The sequence below is a fragment of the Desulfobotulus alkaliphilus genome (assembly GCF_007830435.1).
GTDB lineage: Bacteria > Desulfobacterota > Desulfobacteria > Desulfobacterales > ASO4-4 > Desulfobotulus > Desulfobotulus alkaliphilus.
In genome coordinates, this window is sequence record NZ_VLLC01000008.1 from 92,872 (window position 1) to 119,483 (window position 26,612).

Consider the following 26,612-nt stretch of genomic DNA (forward strand, 5'->3'; position numbering starts at 1 on the left):
CATTTTAAATAAAACCTTTCCCCAATGACAATGAAACACCCGTACAACAAGGCTTTTCCATACAAAAAAAATCGGGGCAGACCCATAAGGATCTGCCCCGATTTTTATTTCATCTCATTCCTGAAACCCTCCACACAGGTGAAGGGCAAAAGTTACTACATCAGGAAAGGCACCATGAGAAGAGCCACAACGTTGAGGATCTTGATCATGGGGTTAACAGCAGGACCAGCGGTATCTTTGTAGGGGTCACCTACGGTGTCACCGGTTACAGCAGCCTTGTGGGCGTCGGAACCTTTACCACCATAGTGGTTGTCTTCGATGTACTTCTTGGCGTTATCCCATGCAGCACCACCAGTGGTCATGGAGATGGCCACGAAAAGACCTGTAACAATGGAACCGATGAGCATACCACCCAGAGCAATTTTGCCCAGCAGGAGACCCACAACGATGGGGGCAATTACGGGCAGAAGTGCAGGAACAATCATTTCCTTCAGGGCAAACTTGGTAACGATATCCACGCAGGCCGCATAATCGGGCTTGGCGGTACCTTCCATGATGCCGGGAATTTCACGGAACTGACGACGTACTTCTTCAACAACGGCACCACCTGCACGACCAACAGCACTCATGGCAATGGAAGCGAAGAGGTAGGGGAGCAGGCCACCGATGAAGAGACCAATGATAACATTCACGTCTGCAAGGTCGAAACGAAGCTGTGCTGCATCTGCACCACCATGTACGGCAAATTCCTGTACATAGCAGGCAAAAAGTACCAGAGCGGCAAGACCAGCGGAACCAATGGCGTACCCTTTGGTTACGGCCTTGGTGGTGTTACCAACAGCATCCAGAGGATCGGTAACGGCACGTACGGAGTCGTCCATTTCAGCCATTTCAGCAATACCACCGGCGTTGTCGGTGATGGGGCCGTAGGCGTCAATGGCAATAACCATACCGGTCATGGAAAGCATGGACACGGCGGCAATGGCAATACCGTAAAGACCGGCAAAGCTGTGGGCCATGAAAATACCAAGACAGATGGTAAGAACAGGAGCAGCCGTGGACTGCATGGATACGGCAAGACCTGCAATGATGTTGGTGCCATGACCCGTGGTGGAGGCAAGGGCAATGTCTTTTACAGGCTTGAAGATACCGGTGTAGTACTCAGTAATGATAACGATGAGTACGGTCAGTGCAAGACCGATCAGCGCAGAGTAGTACAGGTTGATGGCGGAAACACCTTCAACACCGCCCATGAAGTGCATGATGGCATAGTAGAAGGCAATGGCTGCAATGATGGCAGAACCGAACATACCTTTGTACAGGGCGCCCATGATGTATTCGCTCTTGGCACCAAGGCGTACAAAGAAGCTGGCGATAATGGAAGCAATAATGGAAATGGCTCCCAGAATCAGGGGCAGCATGATAATGGCTTCATTACCGTTGAAAAGAATGTCGCCAAGGAACATGGCGGCAACAAGGGTAACGGCATAGGTTTCAAAGAGGTCAGCAGCCATACCGGCGCAGTCACCTACGTTGTCACCTACGTTGTCAGCGATGGTTGCGGGGTTACGGGGATCATCCTCGGGGATATTGGATTCAACCTTACCCACAAGGTCAGCACCTACGTCAGCACCCTTTGTGAAGATACCACCACCCAGACGGGCGAAGATGGAGATCAGGGAGCCACCGAAACCAAGGGCAACCAGGGCAGGAATGTTGGCGGTAGCAGCATACAGACCAGCTGTAGCAGCAAGACCAAGACCTGCAACCATCATACCTGTTACTGTGCCACCACGGAAAGCCATGGAAAGACCGGCGTTAAGGCCGTGCTTGGAAGCTTCTGCGGTACGTACGTTGGCAATAACGGAAACGCGCATGCCAATGTAACCGGCCACATAGGAAGCTACGGCACCAATGATGAAGCCCAGAGCACTCATGGCACCCAGGGCAACAAAAATAACAACAGCAATTACGCCACCAACTACAGCAATACTTTTCATCTGACGATTCAGATAGGCAATGGAGCCTTCCTGAATGGCCTTGGCAATGGCACCCATTTTTTCATCGCCTGCAGGAGCTGCCTTTACAAGCCCTGCAAGGATCAGCGCAAACAGAATGCCGAGTCCCCCCACCAGTGCACACACCAGCGGGATGTTCCCCATTACAAATTCCATGCTTTCCTCCATCAAAGAGTTAGGTTGAACAGAAAACTACGATTGATACTTTTGCATAGCGGCCGAAAGCCCCTCCTGAAGAATACAGGAGACAGCCTCCCTCGCCCTTTCAACCACGCGGAGCCAGATTTCCTTTTCCTGCCTTGAAAAACCACTGAGTACGTAATCGGCAACGTCCTGTTCCCCTTCCGGTCGTCCGACACCAATCCGTACCCTGGAAAAATCCCGGGTTCCAAGCTGTTCGATCAGGGATCTGATTCCGTTGTGCCCACCATGTCCCCCTTTTTCACGGATACGTATCCGTCCAAGGGGAAGATCAATGTCATCGTATACGACAACAAGGTCAGATACTGCAACATCAAAAAAATGACAAAGCTTCTGAACCGGTATGCCGCTTCGGTTCATGTAGGACTGGGGCCTGACCAGAAGGACATCGCATCCTCCCATCCGCCCCCGTCCGAATTCAGCATCAAACTTCTTTTTATCCAGAGATATGGAACCCCATTCCCCGAGGGATTCCACAACCTGAAAGCCTGCATTATGACGGGTTTCTGCATAGCGAAGGCCGGGGTTTCCCAGGCCAGCCACCATCATTGGCCCTTTCGTATTCATAGGGAAATCCCTTTTTAGTCACAAAAAAACAGATAAACCGCTGCCTATGCTTCCTCATCTGCATTTGCTGCTGCTGCAGCACCCCTGGGAACAGCAACCATGGCAAGGGGAGCATTGCCCTCAACCACCAGCTCAACGCCCTCGGGAACCTCAACATTTTTCAGGTAAAAGGTTTTTCCAAGGCCAATACCCCTGACATCCACCGTGATATTCTCAGGGGTTGCTTCGGGAAGACAGCGAACCGTTACCATTCTTTCAAAAACCTTCAGGTTACCGCCCATATCCACACCCTTGGGTGTTCCCGAAACACTCAGATTCACCTTTGCTGTAATTTTACGGTCCAGCTCAAGGGCATAGAAGTCCGCATGGACAAAATCTCCGTTCATGGGGTCTTTCTGGAAATCCTTCATCATGGCCTTACAGGTACCATCGCTGAGCTGAAGATCAAAAAACAGCTCACGGGTTTTGCTTTTTTTTATCGCATCTTCCAGATCTTTAACGGAAACCACAAGATCCCGACTTTCCACTTTGCGACCATACAGAACCGCAGGAATCTTACCATTCATCCGCAGTTTTCTGCAGACACCTTTTTTTGTTGCCTCGCGGTTAGCCGCGTTCAAAGTCACAAATTCCAAAGTTTTTCTCCTTCAGGTCTACACCCACATAAAATCGTCTGTCACACAAAAAGCGAGGTTACCGAATCTCCGCGGTGACTGCGGATAATGGCTTCCCCCACCAGATCTGCAATGGAAAGAATATGAATTTTATCCGATTCCAGCGCTTCTTTACTCAAAGGAATACTATCCGTTGCCACCAGTGTCTGAATGGGCGAATTTTCTATACGATCCACGGCAGGGCCAGACAGAACCGGATGGGTGCAGAAGGCATGGATGGACCTTGCACCCTTTTCATCCAAAGCCCTTGCGGCCTCCGTCAGAGTTCCTGCCGTATCTGCCATATCATCCAGAATGATCACATTCTTATCACTGACATTGCCTATGACTGCCATGGCCTGGGCCTTGTTGGGCATGTCCCGTCTTTTATCCACAATGGCCCAGTCCGCATTCAGCCTTTTGGCAAAGGCCCTTGCCCGCTCCACACCCCCGGCATCGGGTGACACGATGACCAGATCCGCTATATCTTCAGGGGTGGCACCAAAAACCCTCTTTGCATAATCCCTGAGTACGGGAGCTGCATAAAGATTATCTACGGGGCAGTCAAAAAAACCCTGAATCTGACCTGCGTGGAGATCCATGGTGATGACCCGGTTGGCACCTGCTGCCATCAGCATGTCTGCTGCCAGCTTGGCACTGATGGGAACTCTGGGCGCAACCTTCTTATCCTGCCGGGCATAGCCAAAATAAGGAATCACTGCAGCAATACGTCTGGCTGCGGACCTCTTCACCGCATCCAGCATCAGCAGAAGCTCTACAAGGTTATCATTCACGGGCTTGCAGGTGGACTGAATAATATAGACATCCCGACCACGCACGTTTTCCTGAATTTCAATCTGGATTTCTCCGTCACTGAAATTGGTCACCTTTGCGCAGCCCAGAGGTTTCCCTACATAATCTGCTATCCGGGATGCCAGAAGCGGGTTTGAGTTCCCCGCAAATAAAACAAGTTCGTCCATCTTCCTGCAATCCGATCTGATATATTTGAACAGTTTTGTGGCGGGATACGCATTCTTTAGCCATTACCCAGAGGGGCAAACTAAAAAAAGGCTGGGGCGGGAGGATTCGAACCTCCGAATGCAGGAATCAAAATCCTGTGTCTTACCGCTTGACGACGCCCCAGAAAGCACAAACCTGTATAAATCAGGGCATGAGCTGCGTCCCCACAACCCGCCAGTGCCTAAAATTTTCCGACAGAAAAGACCGGGCTTCCCCTGCTGCCCTTTGATCCTTAAAAAGACCAAAGACCGTAGGCCCACTACCGGACATGAGAACCCCGGATGCGCCGGTTTCAAGAACTGCTTCCCTGATACGGGCCACTTCCTGACACATGGAAACGGCCACAGGCTCAAGATCATTGAAAAGCCATGGCACAGGATCCATGAGGGTCTCTTCAAAATGAGGTTTTTTAGTTTTTATTCCTTCTTTTGTCAATCCCCATTTCAGGTTTTTGTAGACTGCCGCCGTTGAAAGCGCCACATTGGGATTCACAAGAACCATGGGTAGTGGCTGTATCTTCCTGAAGGATTCAAGCTGATCACCAATGCCTTCGGCCCAGGCAGCGCCCTGCATTAAAAAAAACGGGACATCGGCACCCAGCCCCGAAGCCAGCCTGAAAAGTTCAGGAGGGGAAAGGGGATGACCATACACTGCGTTCAGCCCCATCAGAACTGCGGCTGCATCACTGGAACCTCCCCCCAGACCCGCTGCCACGGGAATGTTTTTTTCCATCTCCACGTCCAGTGCCGCAGGTATCTCAGCAGCCCCATAGAAAAGCGCAGCAGCCCGGACAGCAAGGTTTTCCCCATTTTCCGGTACCAGGCCCTTTCCGTTTTTCACACGGATTCGAATGCCCGGCCTGCCCGGAGAAAGCCAGAGTCCGTCAAAGAGCTCTATGGGACACATCAGCGACTGCAGCTCATGGTAGCCATCGGCCCTTTTTCCCCTTATCCGGAGGATCAGATTCACCTTGGCCGGGGCCTTGATGTGTCGGGGCATAAAATCCACAGACTAGCCCTCACGGTCCATGGAAATGACAAGGAACTGTCCCCGCCTCTGAATCAGAAACTGAAGCCGCTCCTTTTTTTTCAACCTTTTCAGAACCGCTTCATAGCTTTTCAGAGAATCCATTTTTTTATGATTGATCTCCATGATCAGGTCTCCCCGGCGCAGCCCCGCCCTGTCGGCCGCACTGCCTTCGGCAACACCCGCAACCAGAAGACCGGCATCCCTGTCCACACCCATACGTTCTGCCATATTCTCATCCAGCACACGCAGGGACAATCCCAGAGCGTCCTCTGTGACGGCGGGCTCAGGAGCACTCTCCTTCTTCAGCTCTCCCGCATCATCCCTGCGGGCCACAGTTACACCCAGCTTTTTTTCCTTTCCTGAGCGCACCACGGTCACCTCGATGGTTTCCCCCACCCTTGCCGCTGCCACCTTGAGAATGAGATCCTTGGTATCCTCCACCTGCTGCCCGTTGATGTGGGTAATAATATCTCCCCCCCGTATTCCCGCACGATGGGCAGGGTCGCCCTCAATGGCACGCACCACAAAGACCCCCTTTGCCTCCTTCATGCCATGGTAGGAAGCCATGGTCGGATCCAGAGGCTGGATTTCCACCCCCATCCATCCACGGGTGACGGAACCGCTGGCCTTCAGCTGTGCGATAATCCCCTTTGCAAGATTCACGGGAATGGCAAAACCGATACCCTGCCCCGAAGCGGCAATGGCCGTATTGATACCCACCACCTCGCCATCCAGATTGAGAAGGGGGCCGCCGGAGTTTCCGGGGTTGATGGAAGCATCGGTCTGTATAAAATCATCATAGGGGCCGGAGCCAAGAACGCGGCCCTTGGCCGATACAATACCTGCGGTGACGGTCTGCTCCAGCCCAAAGGGGCTGCCAATGGCCATGACCCACTCGCCTACCCGCAAAGCACCGGAATCCCCCATGGATATGTAGGGAAATTTCCTGTCCGCCTCAATGCGTATCAGGGCCAGATCCGTCTTGGGATCCCTTCCCACAATCCGGGCATCATACTCTTCTCCATCCTTCAGTCTCACCCGGATCTTATCGGCACCTTCAATCACATGGTTGTTTGTTACAATATAACCGTCCTCACTGATCAGAAAACCGGACCCGAGGCTCTGGCGGCGGAATTCCCGCTGGTGGTTGTTATCACCCTGAAAACGCCTGAAAAACTCCTCAAAGGGATCGTTTTCACCAAAGGGACTTTCAAAAAAATGACGAAAAACCCGGTCCTGGGACTGTGCCGTTTTTTCCGTGCGGATATTCACCACGGCGCCCCCCGCCTTCTCCGCCAGAATGGTAAAGCTGTCCGGCCTCAGCAGGGCATGGGAGTGCATTGCAAAAACACTGAAAAACAAAGCAAAAAAACCTGCAAGAAAAAAAACGGCCAAAGGGCCTGACGGGCTGCCTGCAATCCTTTTTTCACCGGCTAACATAAAAGACCTCCGTTGTTTTTAAAAATGGCAGATATCCGACAGAAAAACATCAAGTCGTTTTTTCGCTGGCAACATAGCGCAACCGCAGATCCTGCAAAAGATGATGAAAAAGACGCTCCTCATCCTCCCTCAGATTGCCCCTTGTTTTTTCTTCCAGCATACCAAGAACATCAATGGTCTGTTTTGCAAGATCCATATTCCTTCGTCTCTGGCCGGTTCCGGGATCTTCCACAATCCCCAGATGCACAAGGGCAGAGGCATTCAGGGAAAGAATAAAGGTTGTAAAATCTATATTGGGAAAAAGATCCTCCCTCTTTTTCCCCGCCCTTTCTTCTGCCATGGTCACCCCCGAAGATCATTAACGGTTAAGAAAACAGCCTCTTTTGCACAGAAGTGCATTTAAAAGCCCCAAAAACCCCATATGGATATACCGAAACGACCGGACATTCAATATGTAAAAAACACCCATATAAAAAAGGCCCTTCCAAACCCCTTCAGGTTTTCAAAGAGCCCCCGGTATAGCAAAATCGTTCCCAATTGGTAAGAATCAGAGCAGATTATGTTCCGCCAGAAGCTCCCTTGGATCCACAAGATGCTTGCGTATCCATTTCTCCGTTCTGGGCAGACGGCAGGCCATGCCAATGAGTTCAGACACGTAGAAAACCGGCAGCGGTTCGGAATTCTTACCCCTGAGCTCCATGTTTACCTGACAGAGCGGGCAGAAGGAAATCATGCAGTTGGCTCCCACCCTCCGGGCATGATCCCGTATCCGGTCCACAAGGGTATCCACATGATCCGGCTTGGTCAGTGCCAGATGGGCACCACAGCACTGCTTACCATAGCCCCAGTCCAGGGTTTCAACCCCCAGCGCCTCCACAAAACTTCTCAGCTCATCCTCGTAGGGAAGCACGTCAAAACCCGTAATCCACTCAGGCCGGGTAAGGAGACAGCCGAAATACAGTACTCCCTTCAAACCCTTCAGGGGGTTAATCACAGCCTCCCTGAAAACATTCATCTGACTGGCACTGCCTACCTCAAGGAAAAAACGCAGGCGCACGGAACCCTGATAGCGTTTCCCCACAGCCTCTTCCAGAAGATCATTTTTATCGGGTTCGGCAATCAGGGTTTTTTCTGCCGTACGCAGGCGGACAAAACAACTGGGACAGATCACAAAAAGATCCCGTATTCCCTGACGCTCCGCCAGCACAAGGTTGCGTCCCGCAAGGAGCAGGGCATAATTCTGATTCACGCTGTGGGCAGGAGAAGCACCACAGCAGTTCCAGTCCTTCAGCTCTTCCAGCCAGGACCCCACAAGGCGGGCCATCTGAAACAGGGAATCCCCCAGATCCCTCGCCGTGGACATCAGGGAACATCCCGGATAGTAATATATTCTCGGATGCGGAACCGACTCCACACCTGATTTTACATCATTTTTTTCCATAACAGACCTCCCTGATCTTACGAACCTCATGAAGCTTTTTTACTGTGTGGGGAAAAAGCTCCAGCCTGCCATTCAGCAACATCTTCATACCGGAACCCATATCACTGAAAAGACTCATGGTAGAAAGCTTGTAGCGGGCCATGAACTCCAGCTCGTACACACGCCCCCTTTTATCCACCTGCTTCAGAAATTCCCTGTGGAAGGTCCAGATATCCGGCTCCCCTATCTTGACGCCTTCTTCCAGTGCCAGCTCACGCAGGGCATCCATCATGTAAGGTATATGGATGCGGTTCGGACACTGGGACACACAGCTGTAACAACCGACACAGACCCATATGGCACGGCTCTCCAGCACCTCTTTCCGCAAACCAAGCTGCATCATTCGGACAATCTGGTTGGGCAGATAGTCCATGATATCAGATACGGGACAACCACCGGAACAGGCCATGCAATGGAAACAGGCACCGAACCGCTGGCCGCTCCGCTCTTCCACCTCCCGGATAAATGAGCGGTCAACTTGCATAATACTCACCATTATATGGATTCTTGCCAAAGCAGGAATCCGAGATATGGCACAGAAAATACAACCTGTACCCCTGCTGAAGCAGGAGTAAGAGCTAAAAACTGTACCAAGTTGGCCCCTTGCCGGGCATTGCACGACAAGGGAAAACCACACAGGCCAATGCCTGAGCTCCCCTGACACGATTCAGGGCGATCACACTAGACCAAGGGCCCGGCAGTGTCAACCCAATTTGTATCAGACATCACCGATACACAGACAAGTATAGATATGAAGAAAAAACTGTCAACCAGCCCCCTGTCAGATTCCACCGGCAGCCCCAACCCAAGGGGCTCCAATAAAAGATACCCGGAGGCCCTGGCTTCATCCCCTCCCGGCTTCCCATTTCCATCCATGACGCCCGCCATGGCCAGCAAGGCCAGACAATCCCCCCATCACAAAAACGCATTGAAAAAAATGCGGCCCCGGACGGCCTTCCAGACATCCGCCCCAAGTGCAATAAATTTCATGCACCCCCTGTCTTTCAGATATGGAAAAGCTGTAACTGTGCAGCACAGTTTTTCAAGCACCATACCTGCAAAACAGATGCACAGGCCCCAGGCTTTTTGCCCGTGACGCAATCCGGCACTCAAGCTGAAAAACTCAAGCCCTTTGCGGGAGAAAAAGTGTTTCAAGGATCTTCAGCGCCGGATTCTTAGAGTTTCTTGGCCTGTGCGGAAGCGGCAAAAGCCCCCCGCCACAGGCAGGATAAGCTTTTTGATTACCATGGCAGGCCATGGCACGCTGCCTTTATGGCGGCTCAGACAGTTTGCCGCTTTTATAGCACTCCGGCACTCAGGCCAACAGCCTTCAGTGCATTGGACAAGTCCAATTTTTGGCCTGTTTGCCGGGCAAGGCCCCGGCCCCTCTCCCGGAGGGCTTATCTTTACCCATAAGTCCGGTAATATGAAATCAGGGGTACTAACATAAAGGAAATGGCGGGCAGCAGGCCTGTTTCCCTTGGGTGAGAATATTCTTTATGGAACTCTCACCCAAGGGGCAGACACAGGGGCCTTCCTTTACAAAACAGGGGCTGCCCAATTCATTCGCAGGTGCAGATTGTGCCTGCCCTACCTGCTCCTTTATGGCGTTGAGGCCGGTCGTTAGTATTGTCATTAAGGACCTTCGTGACCTTAAGGACTTTAAGGTCATTAAGGAAAGAGAGGGAAAAAGAGCATTTAGACACCCTCAAAACTACATTTTTGCAACTCAACAGACTTGATAAAAATTGTGGGTAAAGCCCAGCCCCTTGGGAGAGGGTTGGGGTGAGGGTCTCATTAAAAAAATCAGAATAACAATCCAATTTTCAAAAGTATATCCTGAAAGTCACAGGGCCTGTGACCATGAACGCTTGAAAAACCATGGAACCGGGCCAGTTTCCCCCGGCGGACAGGTACAAAGAAGAAAAAGAGAGCTTGACGCAAGGCCCATCTTTTGAAAGAGAGAATCTGAAAAACGGCATGGCGTATGGCAACATGACCCGGAAGATGCTTTTTTCCTGTTGCACTTCACCATGAATCCAACTATATTTTTTCTCTGTTTTTAGATGCATCGCAACATAAAAACGGAGATGCAGAAGAAATTCATGGGTAAAACAGCCCGGATCCCAGATACCAATGGTATTCTTCCGCTTTTGGGAAGGAGCCTGTTACAGGCTTTTCCGTATTCCCGGCCACAGGGATACGACAGTCATATTTTTTTATTTCATATTTTTATTTCATTCTTTTTTTCCAAAGGGTTCCTGCGGGAACCCGCAAACCCGGAGCAGGTACAAAAAAACCCGATAAGGGAAAATTCATTAAAAAAACACCTGCACGGCTCCGGCTTGCATACTAAGGAGATGCACAATGTCATTGATGGAAAAATTCTGGACCTCTGCCAGAGAAAAACAAAAAACAATTGTCCTTCCCGAAGGAGATGACGAGCGTACCATTGATGCGGCCCATGCCGTCATGGAAAACGGTCTTGTCAAGGAGCTGGTTATTCTCGGGGATGAAAAAGCCCTTGAAAAAGCCTTTACGGACAAAGGCTACCCCCTGCGCTGTCGTTTCATTGATCCTGCCAGCAGTGAGCTTCGGGAAAAATTTGCTGCGGAATTCTTTGAGATGCGTAAAGCCAAGGGCATGACCCTCGAAAAAGCCGATGAAACCATGAAAGACCCCCTCTTTTTCGGGGCCATGATGGTAAGGCTTGGCATTGCCGACGGTGCCGTGGCAGGGGCAAAAAACACCACCGGCGACGTTCTCCGGGCCGCTATTCAGGTTATTGGCACCAAGCCGGGTATGAAAACCGTATCCAGCTGCTTTATTATGGTCACTCCCCACAAAAATTTCGGTGTGGATGGCACCCTGATCTTTGCCGACTGCGCAGTCAACATTGATCCCGATGCCACCAAGCTTGCGGAAATTGCCTCTGCCTCTGCCGACTCATGCAAATCCTTCCTTGAAACCGAGCCAAAGGTTGCCATGCTTTCCTTCTCCACCAAAGGAAGCGCAAAGCATGAATACGTGGATAAGGTGACACAGGCCGTGGAAATTCTCAAAACCAACCGCCCGGACCTCAAAGCAGACGGAGAACTTCAGGCGGATGCCGCCCTCCTTGCTTCCGTAGGCGCCAAAAAAGCCCCGGGAAGCCCCATTCCCGGAGAAGCCAATGTTTTGATATTTCCCGATATTCAGGCCGGAAACATCGGCTACAAACTGGTGGAACGCCTTGGCGGCGCCGAAGCCATCGGGCCCATTATTCAGGGCCTTGCCAAACCCGTAAATGACCTCTCAAGGGGTTGTAAATATATGGATATTGTTAATGTAACGGCCATTACCGCCGTACAGGCCGACTAACCCGAAAAGAAGAAAGAAGAGATGCCCCATGAAAATTCTTGCCCTTAACTGCGGAAGCTCCTCGCTGAAATACCAGCTCTTTGACTGGACCAACAAAGAAGTCATTGCCACCGGCGTTGTCGAGCGCATTGGCATTGGCGATTCCTTCATTGAACACAAGGTACCCACTAAAGATTACAAAAAGAAAATCAAGTATGCCATTGATAACCATGAAACAGCCATTCAATGGATTATCAACGCCCTCACCACCGGTGAAGGTACTGTCATCGAAAGCATGGAAGAAATTTCCGCCGTTGGCCACCGGGTGGTTCATGGCGGCGAGCAGTTCAATCAGAGCGTTCTCATTACCGATGACGTGATCAACCACATTGGGGCCGTTTCCCATCTGGCACCCCTGCACAATCCGGCCAACCTTGTGGGTATCCGTGCCGCCCGTACCGCCATGCCCAAAATTCCCCATGTGGCCATCTTTGATACGGCCTTCCACCAGAGCATGCCGGAACATGCCTATCTCTATGCCCTTCCCTATGAATGGTACAAAGACTTCTCCGTGCGCCGCTACGGCTTCCACGGCACCAGCCATCTTTATGTATCCAAGCGTGCCGCAGCACTGATGGGCAAAAACGCCAACGAGTGCAACATCATCACCCTTCACATTGGCAATGGCGTTTCCTGCGCTGCCATCAAAAAAGGCCTTTCCATCGACACCACCATGGGGTTCACCCCCCTTGCCGGTGCCATCATGGGAACCCGCTGCGGTGACATTGACCCCGCCATCCCCATGTTCATGATGCAGCGTCTGGATGTCGGCCCCCGCTACATGGACAATCTCTTAAACAAAAAATCCGGCGTTCTCGGCATCACCGGCAAATACACCGACCGCAGGGACATTGAGGTAGCCGCCGAAGCCGGAGACTCCCGCTGCAAGCTGGCCATTGAAATGGAAGCCTACAAACTGCGTAAATCCGCAGGGGAATATGCCTTTGCCCTTGGCAGTGTGGATGCCATTGTCTTTACCGCAGGTGTGGGTGAAAACTCCGGCCTCATCCGCCAGAAAACCCTTGAGGGCCTTGAATTCTTCGGAATCAAGATCGACAAGGAGAAAAACATGAGCACCTTCAGCAAGCATGGAGAAACGGAAATTTCCACGCCCGACTCCAAGGTGAAGGTCTTCATGATCCCCACCAATGAAGAGCTTGTCTTTGTGGAAGACGTTGTCGCCATCATTCAGGACCAGTACGAAGACCACACAAAATATCCCTATACCTTCCTCAAATAAAAGGAATCAGGGATAAACCATAAAAAACTGGCTGCCTTCCTTACATAAGGAAAGGGGCCGGTTTTTTTTATTGTCTGATCTTTAGTAATTATTCAGCACATTTTACAATAAAAATCATGCATTAATTTCAAAAACCTGACTCCAGAAAAAGACCATCGGGCTGTTTGTGAGTGACATTGCAATCGTTTCGGATCAGAGCTTTGCAGGCCTGTGCGAAAGAAGCGGCAAACTGTCTGAGCCGCCACAAAGGCAGCGTGCTTAAGCCTGCCATGGTAATCAAAAAGCTTATCCTGCCTGTGGCGGGGAGGTTTTGCCGCTTCCGCACAGGGCAAGAAGCTCTAAGAATAAGATTGCGTCACGAACAAATAGCCCGGTTGTCTATGCTCCTGATTAATGGTACTCCATTTGCCAAAGAAAAATTGTGCTGAACAATTACGATCTTTATGGAATCAGGAATCCGTTTTCATCCCGAGAATACGGGCATAAAGATCCTTACGATCCATGCCGAGTCTTGCTGCAAGCCGCTTTGCCAGTGCAGAAGGCTTCTCCACACCCTCCCCAAGGGCTTTGGCAATGAGGGCGTCCAGATCCTCCATATCTTCACCGCCATCAAGGCCTTCGCTATCCCCCCTGCCAGCCACCATGAGGGAACATTCCCCCCGGATTTTCTCCCGGCTCTTCAGCGCCCCTGCAATCTCCGACAAGGTCCCCCGAAGATACTCCTCATACATTTTGGTCATCTCCCGGCCCAGAACCCCATGACGATCTCCGAAAATATCCATAAGCTCTCCAAGGAATCCCATCAGACTGTGGGGAGAGACATAAAAAATAAGGGGATAGCGGCTTTCGGAAAGCGCCTGAAGCCATCTTCGCCTGCGCCCTGCTTTTTTTGGCGGAAACCCGCAAAAGGTGAAGCTGTCCGTGGGTAGCCCGGACACACTCATCAGGGTAACTGCAGCGGAAACACCGGGGACGGGTACAAGGGGCAGCCCTGCGGCTATCACCTCCCGAACCAGCACAAAACCCGGATCGGACAGGGAGGGCGTTCCCGCATCGGAAACCAGAGCAAGGGATTCCCCCTGTCTCAGGGCCTCCACAAGGGCCTGACTGCGGTAGGCCTCGTTGTGCTCATGCAAAGACACCATGGGTTTCTGGATATTGAAACGGGCCAGAAGCCTCGCCGTATTGCGGGTATCCTCGGCAGCCACCCGGTCCACCGAGGCAAGAACGTCAAGGGCCCTGAAGGTGATGTCCCCAAGATTTCCGATGGGGGTGGAAACAATATAAAGATGCCCGGACTTTACCCCCTCACTCTTCAGGGCCAAAGGCATCGGGGATGTGGAAACACTGTCCATTGGCATTCACCGAAATCACATCAAAACGTAGATAAGGATCATCCAGCAGGTTCCGGCTGATATAAAAAAGGGCGGTCCGGAGTATTTTCTGCTGCTTTCTCCTGTCCACCGCCTCAAAGGCCGAACCATAACCGGATGAACTCCGGGCCTTTACTTCAACAAAAACAAGGGTATCCCCTTCCCGGGCCACAATATCAATTTCCCCGAAACGGCTCCTGAAATTTTTTTCAAGAATGCAGAAACCTGCACCTTTAAGAAAATCACAGGCAGCCCTTTCCGCGGCCAGCCCTTTGATCCGGGAAAAAAGACCACTCATCGGACAAACTCCCGGACTCCCCTGAAGGAAAGCCTGTGAACGGGCAGCACACCCATCCGGGCAATGGCCTCCCTGTGATCCTTCGTAGGATAGCCCTTGTGCCGGGCCAGCCCGTATCCCGGATACTCCTGATCCAGCCTTTCCATGATATGATCCCTTGTTACCTTGGCCAGCACGGAAGCCGCTGCAATGCTTGCAGACTTACCGTCTCCCCCCACAATGGCCTGTTGCGCCAGAGGAAGATCCAAAGTGAATTTACCGTCTATCAGGAGAAAATCGGGAACCGTGGAAAGATTATTCACGGCAAGGACCATGGATTCAAGGGATGCACGAAGAATATTGATTTCATCGATGCGGTTTTCGGAAACAATACCGATACCCATGGCAAGGCACTGGGAAGGAATATGGTCAAAAAGTTTTTTTCTGCGGGATTCACTGAGTTTTTTGGAATCATTCAGGCCGGGCAGATCATAGTCCGGCCGTAAAATCACCGCAGCAGAAACAACAGGGCCGGCCAGGGGTCCCCTGCCGGCCTCATCCACCCCTGCGATGCATGAAAAACCCTTTTCATGGCACATGGCTTCAAAGCTGTACATATCTTTCCCGTCATCCCCCCTGCCGGCCAAAACCGGCAGGGGAAGGGGAGATCAGTAAGATCCCTTTTCCTTGATACGGGCAGCCTTACCCCGAAGATTCCGAAGATAGTAGATCTTCGCACGACGGACACGGCCCCGGGTAACCACTTCAATTTTATCAATGGCAGGAGAATGCAGGGGGAAAACACGCTCCACGCCCACGCCACCGGAAATTTTACGTACGGTGAAAGAGGCCTGGGGAAGATTACCGCGCTTGCGGCAGATTACCACACCCTTAAAAATCTGGATGCGCTGCTTGTCCCCTTCTTTGATTTTTACATGCACATTCACCGTATCTCCTGCTCCGAAGACAGGCATGTCAAGGCGCATGCTTTCCTGTTCCAGTTTTTCAATAATATTCATTTGATTCTCTCCAAGCTCTGCGGGTCTGCCCCGCATCCGTTAAATGTCCTGGCCTTCCAGCGGCTCTCCCACCAGCCTGTCCAAAAGGATGGCTGCTGCGGAACGCACAGAAAGGTGATTGTATTCTGCAGCCCCCCGAACCGGTTCGAGAATCCGGTCCGCAGACAGCATCAGGGGCTCTGCGAGTCCCCATGCAGTTCCAAATACCAGAAGGCAGGATTGCCCCCCAGATATCATTGCCCTCAGTGACCCGTGGGAAAGGGCCTGCTCAGAGGCTCTGGCCGTTGTCACAACAACCATGGGCCTGTGCCCCAGATCTTCCTCTGCGGCCGCCACCGCCCCTTCCATATCATGGCAGAGGTGGATCAGTGACAGGGCTTCCTTCCTGTCCGGGTTATGCCTGCCCCCTACCCCCTTTGTCCAGTGTCCTGCAATACGTTCCACCAGACGCTTCTGGTCTTCCAGGGGGGTAATCACAAACAGGCGGCGCACACCATAGGTTTTACAGGAACGCGCCATGTCGTGAAGATCAAGGTTGGTCACCGCAGATGCAATGGTTTCCCCGTTTTTATTGGTAACGGGATAATGCACAAGGGCCATATAAAGTTCAGTTGTCGGCAAGGCGTGCAATCTCCCGGCTCCATTTTTGGAGGATACTGCGCTCCTCCCTGCTGAAACTCCGGTCTTCGAGAAGATCGGGCCGTTTCAGAAAAGTCCGTTTCAAAGAAGTTTCCAGACGCCACGAAGCAATGGCCTTATGATTTCCGGAAAGCAGTACATCGGGAACAGCCATGCCTTCATACACCGGAGGCCGGGTATAATGGGCATACTCTATCAACCCTTCTGAAAAGGATTCCTTTTCAGCGGATTCTTCTCCCCCCAGAACACCGGGAATCAGCCGGATCACCGCATCCATCACCACCATGGCAGCAAGCTCCCCACCGGTCAAAACATAGTCCCCGATGGACAACTCCATGTCCGCCTTGATGCAGGCACGCTCATCCATGCCTTCATAGCGGCCACAGACCATGATCATCCCTTTTTCCCGTGCCAGATCTTCGGCAAGGGACTGGGTAAAGGGCTGCCCCTGAGGGGTCATGGCAAGCACAGGAACACCGGGCATCTCAGCACGGAGATGGGCAATTCCCTTCATGAGGGGCTCCGGTTTCATCACCATACCGCAGCCCCCGCCATAGGGCTTGTCATCGGTGACCTTGTGAACACCCTCGGCAAAGGCCCTGAGGTCCACGGCCCTCCCCGTAATAAACCCGCCCATAATGGCTCTGCGTACCATACCCGTTGACCAGAAACCATCAAACATTTCAGGAAAAATGGATAGAGCCGCATAATGTTGCAAAGAAGACACAGGGTTCACAGATCAAGAAACCCTTCCGGAAGCCGGACAATCACACAGCCCTCTTCCAGCAGCACATCACAGATCCAGTCCGGATGGGCCGGTACGGCATATTCTTTATTGGGACCCGCCACATCCAGAAGATCATAGGCCCCGGTCTCCATGATGCCCCGGATCTTCCCAAGGGAAAAACCCTGCTCCGTACGGACTTCCAGCCCCATGAGATCACTCCAGTAATAGTAGCCATCTCCGGGATCCGGAAAACGGTCCTGATCGGCAAAAACAATACCACCTACCAGATCCTGGGCCGCATTGCAGTCTGTAATACCCTCAAAACGCAACAAAAGTACAGACCCTTTATGGACCTGTACCTGAAGTACCCGAAAGGTACGGTTGGGGTCCACACCCTTTTTCTCCCGAATCCAGAGGGGACCACAGTCCGTATAGACGGAAAGGGATGCGGCATCGGAATACACCTTCAGATTACCCGCAAGACCATGGGTTCCCACAATCTTTCCTATCCGTACAGGTTTCATCTCTTCTTTCATCCCGGAATACGTTTAAAAATTAAAAACCAGCCTTCGTCCCGTATTCCGGGAGCGCCTTACTCAATAATCTCAAGAACGGTGCGTTTTTTTACCTTGGCCGAGGCTGCGCTCAGAATCGTCCGCATGGCACGGGCCGTACGACCCTGTTTGCCAATGACCTTCCCCAGATCCTCTTTGGCCACCTTCAGTTCCAGAACGGATGTCTGATTTCCTTCAATTTCTGAAACCGTCACCTGATCCGGATGATCCACCAAAGCCTTAGCGATATAATCGATCAGCTCTTTCATCGCGCATCTCCTTGCAGTACCAGTAGTAGGACAGAGGAAGGCTTACAGAGATCAGCATCCCGCATCATGCGGCAGGGGCCGAATCCGTAACGCCGCTTTTCTTAAGAATGCTCCGGACGGTATCCGAAGGAATGGCTCCTTCACCCAGCCAGTAACGGACCCGCTCATCCTTCACGCTAATTTCCGCAGGATTCCTCAGGGGATTATACGTACCCACAATTTCAATGAAACGACCATCACGGCGGGCTTCGGAATCCGCAACCACAATGCGGTAGAAAGGTTTTTTCTTGGTGCCCATCCGGGTCAGTCTGATTTTTACTGCCATCTTTTTCAGTCTCCTTGCAACGATCTTTTTAGAAGGGAAGCATACCACGCATGCCGCGCATGCCCTTTAAACCACCCTTGTTCAGTTTTTTGACCATTTTCATGGTCTGGGTGTAGTTTTTCAAAAGCTGATTCACATCCTGCACCCGGGTACCGCTCCCCCGGGCAATGCGTTTTCTCCGGGAACCGTTGATAATGGCATGCCGCCTGCGTTCTTCCGGCGTCATGGAATTAATGATTGCCTCCACCCGGACCAGTTCCCGCTCATCAATATTCATTTTGCCCAGTGCCTTTTCATTCACACCGGGCAGCATTTTCAAAAGGTCTCCGATGGGCCCCATCTTGCGCACCTGACGCAGCTGGTCACGGAAATCCTCAAGGGTGAACTCATTTTTCCTGAGCTTGCGCTCCAGATCGGCAGCCTGCTTTTCATCCACCATCTCCTGGGCTTTTTCAATGAGGGAAAGGGTGTCTCCCATGCCCAGAATTCTCGAAGCCATGCGGTCCGGATGAAAAAGATCCAGAGCGGAAATTTTTTCTCCCGTCCCCACAAACTTAACAGGACGCCCGGTAACCGAACGGATGGAAAGGGCAGCCCCCCCCCTGGCGTCGCCATCGGTCTTGGTGAGGACAATACCGCCTATGCCCAGATCCTGATCAAAGGCAGAGGCCATTTTTACGGCATCCTGACCCGTCATGGCATCGGCCACCAGAAGAATATCCGAAGGGGTCATCTTCTCCCGGATACGCACCAGCTCAGCCATGAGGGTTTCATCCACATGAAGCCTGCCCGCCGTATCCACAAGGAGTACATCACAGCCCTGTTTTCTGGCGTCTTCTCTGGCATCAAGGCAGATATCAAGGGGATCCGCACTGCTTTCCGAAGGATACACAGGAACCCCTATCTCACCGGCCAGCTTCTGCAGCTGTTCAATGGCCGCAGGCCGGTAAACGTCCGCCGGAACCAGATAGGGTTTTTTGCCCGTTTTACGCAGGTAAAGGGCCAGCTTGCCTGCGGTGGTGGTTTTACCTGCGCCCTGCAGCCCCACAAGCATGACCACAGCGGGTTTCGGACCCGAAAGTTCCAGAGGCACACTGGCCTCCCCCATGAGGCGGGTCAGCTCCTCATAGACAATCTTTACCACCTGCTGGCCCGGAGTCAGGCTTTCCATCACCTCCCGTCCCAGGGAACGGGCCTTGACATCGGCCACAAACTGCTTGACCACACGATAATGCACATCGGCTTCCAGAAGTGCCATCCGCACTTCCTTCATGCCGTCTTCTATGTGGGCTTCGGTCAGCTTTCCCCTGCCCTTGAGGGCCTTAAAAACGCTGCCGAGTCTTTCATTTAAACTGTCAAACATGAAAAGTCATCCTAAGGGTCCAATCAAAAGCTTGAATTTAACGGGCAAAGGGTGATAAGTCAACCCAAATCAGGCAAGGCCTATGCCAGCGCCCCCCAGAAAACCTAAAGACTCCGGATTATGACAAAAAAAGAAACATCAAACCCAGACATTCTGGACTTCACCCTTCCCGAACTCCGGGAATATTTTACGGCTGCGGGCATGCCCGCCTTCCGGGCCAACCAGATCCATAAATGGCTCTACCTGCATCAGGCCGACAGTTTTGAAACCATGACGGATGTGGGAAAACAGCTCCGCAGGGATCTTGAAAATATTTTCAGCCTGAAACGGCTGGCCATTGAGCATGTGGCCCTTTCCAGAGATGGCTCCAGAAAATTTGTCTTCCGGCTCCAGGACGGCCATCTGATTGAATCCGTTCTCATTCCGGAAAAGGACCACCACACCCTGTGCATTTCCTCCCAGGTGGGCTGCGCCCAGAACTGCCGGTTCTGCATGACGGCCAGGGGTGGTTTCACCCGCAACCTCACCACAGGAGAAATTGTGGCCCAGGTCCGGGATATCCGCCACCGGATACAGATGGAAGCGGCCGGAAAACCGGAAGAAAAAGAAGCCAGACTTTCCAATGTGGTTTTCATGGGAATGGGAGAACCCCTTGCCAATTATGCCAACGTAAAAAAAGCCATTGAGGTTCTGACGGACGGAGACTGCGGGCTTAAAATTTCCCGGCGCAGGGTCACGGTTTCCACCTCCGGTATTCTTCCAAGGCTTGCGGATCTCGGCCGCGACACCCAGGTGAACCTGGCTATATCACTGAATGCCACGGATAACAAGACACGGGAAACCCTGATGCCCGTCAGCCGGACCTACTCCCTGGAGGACCTTCTGGCAGCCTGCCGGAAGTATCCTCTGGCACCCCGGCAGAAAATCACCTTTGAATATATCCTTATCAGGGGTGTCAACGACTCCCTTGCAGATGCCCGGAAACTTGCCCGTATCCTCAGCGGTATCAAGGCAAAAATCAACCTGATTCCCTTTAATGAGCATCCGGGATGCACCTTCCAGCGCCCTGCGGAAGCCCACATCCATGCCTTTTTACGGGTGCTGCTGGACAAGGGGTATACGGCCATCATCCGGTGGAGCAAGGGCGAAGACATCGGTGCCGCCTGCGGTCAGCTTGCCGGTACCCCAAGATCAGATCATGAGCCCCCGGACCTCGGTACTCCTCAGGGGGAGCACATCTAGGTTTTCCTTTTCTCCCCTGCCATCCATGTGCAGGGTTACGGGTACGGCATCCAAGGCCCTGGTGTAACCCGCCACGATACCTGCGGCCAGAAGGCGCATCCCCCTGTCCGCGGGACCACAGAGAAAAGCCAGAGGTCCGGGAAAATTCACGGTCCGGATACGGCAGTGCCGGTCCGGATCAAAAAAACCCTGCAAAAACTCATTATCCGCTGCCGTCCTTCCCACCACGAGCCTGATCTCCGGTGAAAGGCGGAAGTGACGCCCGCCTTTTAAAAGATGACAGTCAAGGCCGTCCGCATCCGCCTTGTGATCCAGAAGATCCTTCAGCCTTCTGCCAAAAACCTGATCCGTGAGAAGACAGCCCCCTGCAGGAGCAGGGAAATCCTTTACCCCCAACTCCTTTGCAAGGGCCAGCTGGGGTTTTCTGCCCCTCCCCTGAAAGCCCAGAAGGCCTTTCCTGTCCACCAGCCCCTCTTTTTCCACGGTGGTTTCCGGAAGGTTCAGGGCGGAAAGGGGTCTCAGAATCACGCCCTCGTACCCCGATTTTTTTTCCACATAACGAAGGGCCGAAGGGGTCTGGGACATGGGCCGCTGACCGGAGACCTCGCCGCTGAAAAGAAAATCAAAGCCTTCTTCGGCCATCATCCCTCCCGCCTCACGGAACATCAGGGAGTGACAGTCCTTACAGGGATTCATGGCTTTCCCGTATCCCCCGTCCGGATCTTTCAGCATGGGGAGATAGCGTTCTGTAATATCTCTGACATAAAGGGGAATACCATGGCTTTTTGCAGCCTTTACAGCATGGGCGGCATCAAAAAAAGGGGTTTCAAAGGCCACCCAGCTGACATCAATACCCTGCTGTCTGAGGATAAGGGCCGCAAGAATACTGTCCAGGCCACCCGAAGAGAGCCCCAGAGCCCGTACTTTTTTCATTTATACATCCCGCTTGATCATGAAAAGTCAAAAAAACGACAGGCAAGGCATAATAAATACACCTTGAAAACGGTGGTTTTTTACAGCAAATGGATTTTTCTTGCAATCCCTTCAAGGTTTTTCCCCCGCATCTTCAACCAAATCCCATTGACACCATGGCCCGTTTCAGACAAGTATAGTCTTTGTGAAAACCTAACTGTTCAGCACAGTTTTCCAGATACCATAGCTGCAAGACAGATGCACAGGCCCCAGGCTATTTGCCCGTGACGCAATCTTATCCTTAGAGCTTCTTGCCCTGTGCGGAAGCGGCAAAAACTCCCCGCCACAGGCAGGATAAGCTTTTTGATTAGCATAGCAGGCCTTGGTACGCTGCCTTTGTGGCGGCTCAGACAGTTTGCCGCTTCTTTCGCACAGGCCTGCGAAACTCTGATCCGAAACGATTGCAATGTCACTTGCAAATAGCCACGGAGCCTTGCAACAGCAAGAAGCTGCTGAATAATTACATGAAAAGTTAACTCCCGGCTGTCTGAATGCCCTGCGGGCATAAGAAAAATATCCCTGATTCAAGATGAAAAAGATGGTAAAACCCTTGCCGTGACGGATTGTTTTCCCGCCTGCATTTTGGTAAAAATCTGCAGCCGCAGGAAAAACGGTAACATATTTTCTGCAGCAGTCTTTTCTGCTCACGGATCAACCTCCGTTCCGTCACCTGATTTTTTCTCCCAAACCCCAAAAGAGGCGCTTATGTACGTGAAGTGCTGGGGGGCACGCGGTTCCATTCCCGTATCCGGGCCTCAGTACAACCGCTATGGCGGTGATACGGCCTGTATGGAAATCCGGAACGCCCAGGACGACATCCTGATCATTGATGCAGGTACAGGTATCCGTCGTCTGGGCAATCAGCTCCTTGAGGAAAGGCGTTTCCACTATCATCTGCTCTTCACCCACGCCCACTGGGATCATCTCATGGGCTTTCCCTTCTTTAAGCCCATATTCAGGGAAGGGACCACCATTCATGTATTCCGCTGCCCTTCATCAAACGGCTACGCTGAATCCATGATCACAAGGGTGATGACCCCACCCAATTTTCCCATCAAATATTCGGATCTTAAAGCAAAAATTCTTTTTGAAGACGGATGTCCGCAGCCTTTTTTTCTGGGAGATTTGAAAATTACCCCCATTGCCCTGAGCCATCCCAACGGAGGCTGCGGGTACCGTTTTACGGAAAGGGGTAAAAATTTCGTATTCCTGACAGACAATGAGCTGGGCTATTGTCATCCGGGCGGCCTGCGCTTTTCAGACTATCTGGACTTCTGTAAGGATGCGGATTTCCTTGTCCATGATGCGGAATATACACCCGAAGAATACGCAAAAAAAATATGCTGGGGCCACTCTTCCTATACCGATGTCGTTGAACTGGGCATCGCTGCCGGTGTCAGGCGGCTGGGCCTGTTTCATCATAATCAGGAACGTTCCGATACGGCCATTGATGCCATTGTGGAGGATGCCAGGCAACGTATCCGCAATGCGGGCAGTTCCATGGAATGCTTTGCCCTTGCTGCGGATATGCACTTTAACTTATAAAACGGGCCTTCTTGATAAAAGCGGTTTTGCGGAGAATATCCATGGAAATGTCCCTTGAAAAGGCATCTGAGCTTCTGAAAAAAAGCAAGAAAACCGTTGCCCTGACCGGTGCAGGCATCTCCGTTGAAAGCGGTATTCCCGCTTTCAGGGGTAAAGGAGGACTGTGGGAAACCATGGACCCCATGGAATTTGCCCATATCCGTGCCTTCCGCAAAGATCCGGGAAAGGTGTGGGATGTCCTGCTGCGGACCATGAAGGATGTTCTGGAAAAGGCCTTCCCCAACCCCGCCCACAAGGCCCTTGCGGATATGGAAGAAAACGGGAAACTTGAAGCCATTATCACCCAGAATATCGACGGACTGCATCAGGCTGCGGGCAGTAAAAGGGTCATCGAGTTCCACGGAAGCTTTGCACGCATCATCTGCAGCCATTGCCACCGAAGCCTTCCCATTCAGGAACTCTTTCTGGAAGAACTCCCCCCCTTATGCAGCTGCAAGGGCATACTGCGGCCGGACTGTGTGTTTTTTGGAGAAAATATCCCGGAAGATGCCCTGTATGCGGCACAGGAGCACAGCATGACCTGTGATCTCATGCTGGTGATCGGCACCTCCGCAGAAGTCTGGCCTGCGGCGGATCTTCCAAGGGTGGCAAAAAACAGAGGCGCTCTGGTTCTTGAAATCAATCCGGAACCGACCTCCCTGACCCCCATATCCGACGGGCTTCTCAGGGGGCAGGCAGGAGAGCTTCTTCCGCAGCTTGTCGCAAGGGTACAGGGTTAAAAAATTGTGCTGAACAATTACGAATAAAAAGTAACTGTTCAGCACAGCTTTCCAGGTACCATACCTGCAAGGCAGATGCACAGGCCCCAGGCTATTTGCCCGTGACGCAATCTTATTCGGGAGCTTCTTGCCCTGTGCGGAAGCGGCAAAAACTCCCCGCCACAGGCAGGATAAGCTTTTTATTACCATAGCAGGCCCTGGTACGCTGCCTTTGTGGCGGCTCAGACAGTTTGCCGCTTCTTTCGCACAGGCCTGCAAAGCTCTGATCCGAAACGATTGCAATGTCACTTGCAAATAGCCACGGAGCCCTGCAACAGTAAGAAGCTGATGCAACTACAGCATTGGCAGTTCGGAATAAACTGTTCTGAATAATTACAAAACAATCTCCGGTTTTTACATGCCGGTTCAAAACAAGGATTCAGGCCCTGCATGCAAGGAACCAGAACCCATATATTCTGGGATGCCCCCTTTGGCCGCAGACATCTCATTCCGTGGCTCATCAAATTCGGGTATCCACCTTCTCCCCGGGAAAAGACCATCCGGGAAGAAGATCCGGCCCCTCTGGAAATTGTCTTCACAGGAGCAGGTTCCCTACTGCCTTCCGACCTGACCGACAATACAATTCGCATATGCATCGGCGCAGAACCAGACAAAAAAACGAACTTTTTTCTACAGACACCCATCGCACCAAGGGCCCTTGCCCATCTGCTTGCCAACCTAAGGCACCCTGAAAAAATATGCTGCTATACACCCGGAATCCCTTCGGATTTCATGGAAATCATTCCCTGGCTGGACTCCCTGAATACTGGAAATGCGGCCATTTATCTTCCTGAACTTTTCCAGTACATTGATGGTAAAAGGGCAGATACGGCGGTCATCCCCCTTCTTACGGATAAAATACAGACCCTGCTAGAGAAGAATCCGGATCTTCTGCTCCTTGGGCTTGAACAGGGAGGCCTGCGGACAAAAATCATCTGCGCACGCACGGCAGGCCAGCTTGATCTCAAGGAAGCCCTGCCCCTGATGCTGAACCTTCTCCATAAGAGCCAGATACCGGATGAAAGCGAAACCCTGATAAGGGCCATCGGCATGTTCTCTACCCCCGCCGCAAGGGAATGCCTGAAAGAGGAAGCCACGGGGGAAGACACGGTCCGGGCCCTTGCAGCCATTGAAAGTCTTGGGAAAAACCATGCCAGTCCCGAAACGTTTCGCCTCCTGTCCTCCCTTATTGACCATGCAGAACCCATCCGGGCCGCCGATGCCGCAAGCGCCCTTGCAGCCACGGACACAGAAGCCGCCTATGAAGCTCTGGCAGAGCACCTCCACCCGGAAGATGCCCTTGTCCGTAAGGTGGTCGCCACCCTTCTGGTTCGTGCCGGGAAAAAAGCCGTGCTGCCCGTCAGCAGAACCATGGATAAGGGAAGCCCCCAGGAAAAGATTATGGGTGCCCTGATACTTGGCTATATGGGACTTGAGGAAGCCATTGGCCCCCTCTGTGGCCAGCTGCGCCATCCCGATGCCAGCGTCCGCTTTTCCGTATGTGAGGCTTTGGGAAGAATTGCTTCGGAAAAAACCTTTATCCCCCTCACAGCAGCCCTTGAAGACAGCAATCAGGATGTGGTCTGCGCGGCCATTACCGGCCTCAACTATCAGCATCCGAAAACCGGTGCCAATGCCGTGCGGCAGGCCATGGCCGCCCGCCCCCAGCGAAAATCCACCCTCATCGCAGCCATTGCCGCCATGCAGGCCATTGATCTCTTTTTAGGCCTGTCCGAAGACAGAAAAACGACAAAGGCCATTGTTCAAACCGCTGCGGAAAGCAGAAACCCCCTCCTTCTGCACCGTTTTCTCAAGGCCTGCGCCAGCATGGAAAACCCGATCACCCGACAGGGCTGTGAGGCCATGTTACGCAAGGCCATTGAAGAAATACCCCCGGAACGTCCACGTATTCTCGTGGCAGACGATTCTCCCACCATGCGCCGTTTCTACGAAACCCTTCTGCCCCAGTATGGTTATACGGTGGAAACAGCCCGTGACGGTCTGAATGCCCTGACAAGGCTGCAGACGGACCCTGCACGCTTCGCCCTTGTTCTTACGGATCTCAACATGCCCAATAAAAACGGCATTGAGCTGAGCATGAGTATCCGTGAAAAAATTGGCACAGATCTTCCCATTCTCATGGTTTCTACGGAAACCCTTGAAAACCAGAAAACCATTGCACTTCAAGCTGGCGTCAACGCCTTTTTAAGCAAACCCTTTACCACGGAAAAAATCATTGCCCGGATACGATCCCTGCTGCATCCGGATAAAAAAAAGAAAAAAGAATCGTAACTGTTCAGCACAGTTTATTCTGAACTGCCAATGCTGTAATTGCAGCAGTATCGTACTGTTGCAAGGCCCCGTGGCTATTTGCAAGTGACATTGCAATCGTTTCGGATCAGAGCTTTGCAGGCCTGTGCGAAAGAAGCGGCAAACTGTCTG

General features: G+C 52.2%; 27 protein-coding genes and 1 tRNA gene. 6 read left to right on the top strand and 22 right to left on the bottom strand.

The genetic code is table 11. The annotated features are described in order from the left end of the window. Positions 1-155 precede the first annotated feature (155 nt). The 10 genes from LZ24_RS06610 to LZ24_RS06655 all read right to left on the bottom strand — a co-directional run bounded on the left by LZ24_RS06610 (position 156) and on the right by LZ24_RS06655 (position 8,892). On the bottom strand, positions 156-2,174 hold the full coding sequence (locus LZ24_RS06610; RefSeq protein WP_144683794.1) for a sodium-translocating pyrophosphatase: 2,019 nt from the start codon (positions 2,172-2,174) through the stop codon (positions 156-158). A gap of 36 nt (positions 2,175-2,210) precedes the next feature. Further along, complete coding sequence (gene pth / locus LZ24_RS06615; protein ID WP_144683796.1) at positions 2,211-2,786, bottom strand: aminoacyl-tRNA hydrolase; 576 nt, start codon at positions 2,784-2,786, stop codon at positions 2,211-2,213. Positions 2,787-2,830: 44 nt separating this feature from the next. Continuing rightward, positions 2,831-3,412 carry a 50S ribosomal protein L25 gene (locus tag LZ24_RS06620; RefSeq protein ID WP_281282276.1) on the bottom strand — a complete coding sequence of 194 codons (582 nt, stop codon included), beginning with the start codon at positions 3,410-3,412 and terminating at the stop codon, positions 2,831-2,833. 50 nt (positions 3,413-3,462) lie between these two features. Continuing rightward, entirely contained in the window at positions 3,463-4,419 is a 957-nt protein-coding gene (locus tag LZ24_RS06625; RefSeq protein ID WP_144683801.1) for a ribose-phosphate diphosphokinase, read from the bottom strand. A 91-nt stretch (positions 4,420-4,510) separates the two neighbouring features. Beyond that, positions 4,511-4,582, bottom strand: a tRNA-Gln gene (locus LZ24_RS06630). 21 nt (positions 4,583-4,603) lie between these two features. Then, positions 4,604-5,458 carry a 4-(cytidine 5'-diphospho)-2-C-methyl-D-erythritol kinase gene (locus tag LZ24_RS06635; protein WP_144683802.1) on the bottom strand — a complete coding sequence of 285 codons (855 nt, stop codon included), beginning with the start codon at positions 5,456-5,458 and terminating at the stop codon, positions 4,604-4,606. 12 nt (positions 5,459-5,470) lie between these two features. Next, the gene (locus LZ24_RS06640; protein WP_144683804.1) at positions 5,471-6,928 is read right to left on the bottom strand and encodes a DegQ family serine endoprotease; all 1,458 of its coding nucleotides are present in this window, start codon (positions 6,926-6,928) and stop codon (positions 5,471-5,473) included. A 49-nt stretch (positions 6,929-6,977) separates the two neighbouring features. After that, entirely contained in the window at positions 6,978-7,268 is a 291-nt protein-coding gene (locus LZ24_RS06645; protein ID WP_144683806.1) for a DUF1844 domain-containing protein, read from the bottom strand. Between the two features lie 207 nt (positions 7,269-7,475). After that, complete coding sequence (locus tag LZ24_RS06650; protein WP_186442976.1) at positions 7,476-8,369, bottom strand: CoB--CoM heterodisulfide reductase iron-sulfur subunit B family protein; 894 nt, start codon at positions 8,367-8,369, stop codon at positions 7,476-7,478. Next, positions 8,356-8,892 (bottom strand): 4Fe-4S dicluster domain-containing protein, encoded by a 537-nt coding sequence (locus LZ24_RS06655; RefSeq protein ID WP_179953232.1) that lies wholly within the window; start codon positions 8,890-8,892, stop codon positions 8,356-8,358. The genes LZ24_RS06650 and LZ24_RS06655 overlap by 14 nt, the downstream gene beginning before the upstream one ends. A 1,883-nt stretch (positions 8,893-10,775) precedes the next feature. Here LZ24_RS06655 and pta point away from each other — a divergent pair. Both pta and LZ24_RS06665 read left to right on the top strand, forming a co-directional pair. After that, complete coding sequence (pta, locus tag LZ24_RS06660; protein ID WP_144683815.1) at positions 10,776-11,768, top strand: phosphate acetyltransferase; 993 nt, start codon at positions 10,776-10,778, stop codon at positions 11,766-11,768. A gap of 28 nt (positions 11,769-11,796) precedes the next feature. After that, a complete protein-coding gene (locus LZ24_RS06665) occupies positions 11,797-13,047 on the top strand; it encodes an acetate kinase (protein WP_144683818.1) in 1,251 nt (416 codons plus the stop codon). 449 nt (positions 13,048-13,496) lie between these two features. On the opposite strand, the gene rsmI is transcribed toward LZ24_RS06665, so the two are convergent. From rsmI to ffh, 10 genes are all read right to left on the bottom strand, one after another. Beyond that, positions 13,497-14,402, bottom strand: coding sequence for a 16S rRNA (cytidine(1402)-2'-O)-methyltransferase (gene rsmI / locus LZ24_RS06670; protein WP_246118538.1), 906 nt, complete (start codon positions 14,400-14,402; stop codon positions 13,497-13,499). Beyond that, positions 14,356-14,718, bottom strand: coding sequence for a YraN family protein (locus LZ24_RS06675; protein ID WP_144683821.1), 363 nt, complete (start codon positions 14,716-14,718; stop codon positions 14,356-14,358). The genes rsmI and LZ24_RS06675 overlap by 47 nt, the downstream gene beginning before the upstream one ends. After that, complete coding sequence (locus LZ24_RS06680; RefSeq protein WP_144683824.1) at positions 14,715-15,314, bottom strand: ribonuclease HII; 600 nt, start codon at positions 15,312-15,314, stop codon at positions 14,715-14,717. Before LZ24_RS06680 ends, LZ24_RS06675 begins: the two co-directional genes overlap by 4 nt. Positions 15,315-15,365: 51 nt before the next feature. After that, positions 15,366-15,716 carry a 50S ribosomal protein L19 gene (gene rplS, locus LZ24_RS06685; RefSeq protein ID WP_144683827.1) on the bottom strand — a complete coding sequence of 117 codons (351 nt, stop codon included), beginning with the start codon at positions 15,714-15,716 and terminating at the stop codon, positions 15,366-15,368. 39 nt (positions 15,717-15,755) lie between these two features. Further along, the gene (locus LZ24_RS06690; RefSeq protein ID WP_246118539.1) at positions 15,756-16,337 is read right to left on the bottom strand and encodes an RNA methyltransferase; all 582 of its coding nucleotides are present in this window, start codon (positions 16,335-16,337) and stop codon (positions 15,756-15,758) included. Next, complete coding sequence (gene trmD, locus LZ24_RS06695) at positions 16,324-17,091, bottom strand: tRNA (guanosine(37)-N1)-methyltransferase TrmD (RefSeq protein WP_246118540.1); 768 nt, start codon at positions 17,089-17,091, stop codon at positions 16,324-16,326. Before trmD ends, LZ24_RS06690 begins: the two co-directional genes overlap by 14 nt. Next, positions 17,088-17,606, bottom strand: a complete 519-nt coding sequence (gene rimM / locus LZ24_RS06700; protein WP_186442977.1) for a ribosome maturation factor RimM — start codon at positions 17,604-17,606, stop codon at positions 17,088-17,090. Before rimM ends, trmD begins: the two co-directional genes overlap by 4 nt. A 68-nt stretch (positions 17,607-17,674) precedes the next feature. Continuing rightward, entirely contained in the window at positions 17,675-17,905 is a 231-nt protein-coding gene (locus LZ24_RS06705; RefSeq protein ID WP_144683833.1) for a KH domain-containing protein, read from the bottom strand. 64 nt (positions 17,906-17,969) lie between these two features. Then, positions 17,970-18,230: a 30S ribosomal protein S16 gene (rpsP, locus tag LZ24_RS06710; protein WP_144683836.1), complete on the bottom strand. Its 261-nt coding sequence runs from the start codon at positions 18,228-18,230 to the stop codon at positions 17,970-17,972. 28 nt (positions 18,231-18,258) lie between these two features. After that, positions 18,259-19,593 (bottom strand): signal recognition particle protein, encoded by a 1,335-nt coding sequence (gene ffh, locus LZ24_RS06715; protein ID WP_144683839.1) that lies wholly within the window; start codon positions 19,591-19,593, stop codon positions 18,259-18,261. 120 nt (positions 19,594-19,713) lie between these two features. On the opposite strand from ffh, the gene rlmN reads away from it, so the two are divergent. After that, positions 19,714-20,835 carry a 23S rRNA (adenine(2503)-C(2))-methyltransferase RlmN gene (gene rlmN / locus LZ24_RS06720; RefSeq protein WP_144683842.1) on the top strand — a complete coding sequence of 374 codons (1,122 nt, stop codon included), beginning with the start codon at positions 19,714-19,716 and terminating at the stop codon, positions 20,833-20,835. Here rlmN and LZ24_RS06725 read toward each other — a convergent pair. Continuing rightward, positions 20,785-21,768 (bottom strand): tRNA 4-thiouridine(8) synthase ThiI, encoded by a 984-nt coding sequence (locus LZ24_RS06725; protein ID WP_144683845.1) that lies wholly within the window; start codon positions 21,766-21,768, stop codon positions 20,785-20,787. The genes rlmN and LZ24_RS06725 overlap by 51 nt on opposite strands. A gap of 192 nt (positions 21,769-21,960) precedes the next feature. After that, positions 21,961-22,455 carry a hypothetical protein gene (locus LZ24_RS06730; RefSeq protein ID WP_144683848.1) on the bottom strand — a complete coding sequence of 165 codons (495 nt, stop codon included), beginning with the start codon at positions 22,453-22,455 and terminating at the stop codon, positions 21,961-21,963. Positions 22,456-22,512: 57 nt separating this feature from the next. On the opposite strand from LZ24_RS06730, the gene LZ24_RS06735 reads away from it, so the two are divergent. The 3 genes from LZ24_RS06735 to LZ24_RS06745 all read left to right on the top strand — a co-directional run bounded on the left by LZ24_RS06735 (position 22,513) and on the right by LZ24_RS06745 (position 26,462). Continuing rightward, positions 22,513-23,352, top strand: coding sequence for an MBL fold metallo-hydrolase (locus LZ24_RS06735; protein ID WP_144683851.1), 840 nt, complete (start codon positions 22,513-22,515; stop codon positions 23,350-23,352). A gap of 41 nt (positions 23,353-23,393) precedes the next feature. Beyond that, positions 23,394-24,131 (top strand): SIR2 family NAD-dependent protein deacylase, encoded by a 738-nt coding sequence (locus LZ24_RS06740; protein WP_144683854.1) that lies wholly within the window; start codon positions 23,394-23,396, stop codon positions 24,129-24,131. A 429-nt stretch (positions 24,132-24,560) separates the two neighbouring features. After that, on the top strand, positions 24,561-26,462 hold the full coding sequence (locus tag LZ24_RS06745; protein ID WP_144683857.1) for a response regulator: 1,902 nt from the start codon (positions 24,561-24,563) through the stop codon (positions 26,460-26,462). Positions 26,463-26,612 lie beyond the last annotated feature (150 nt).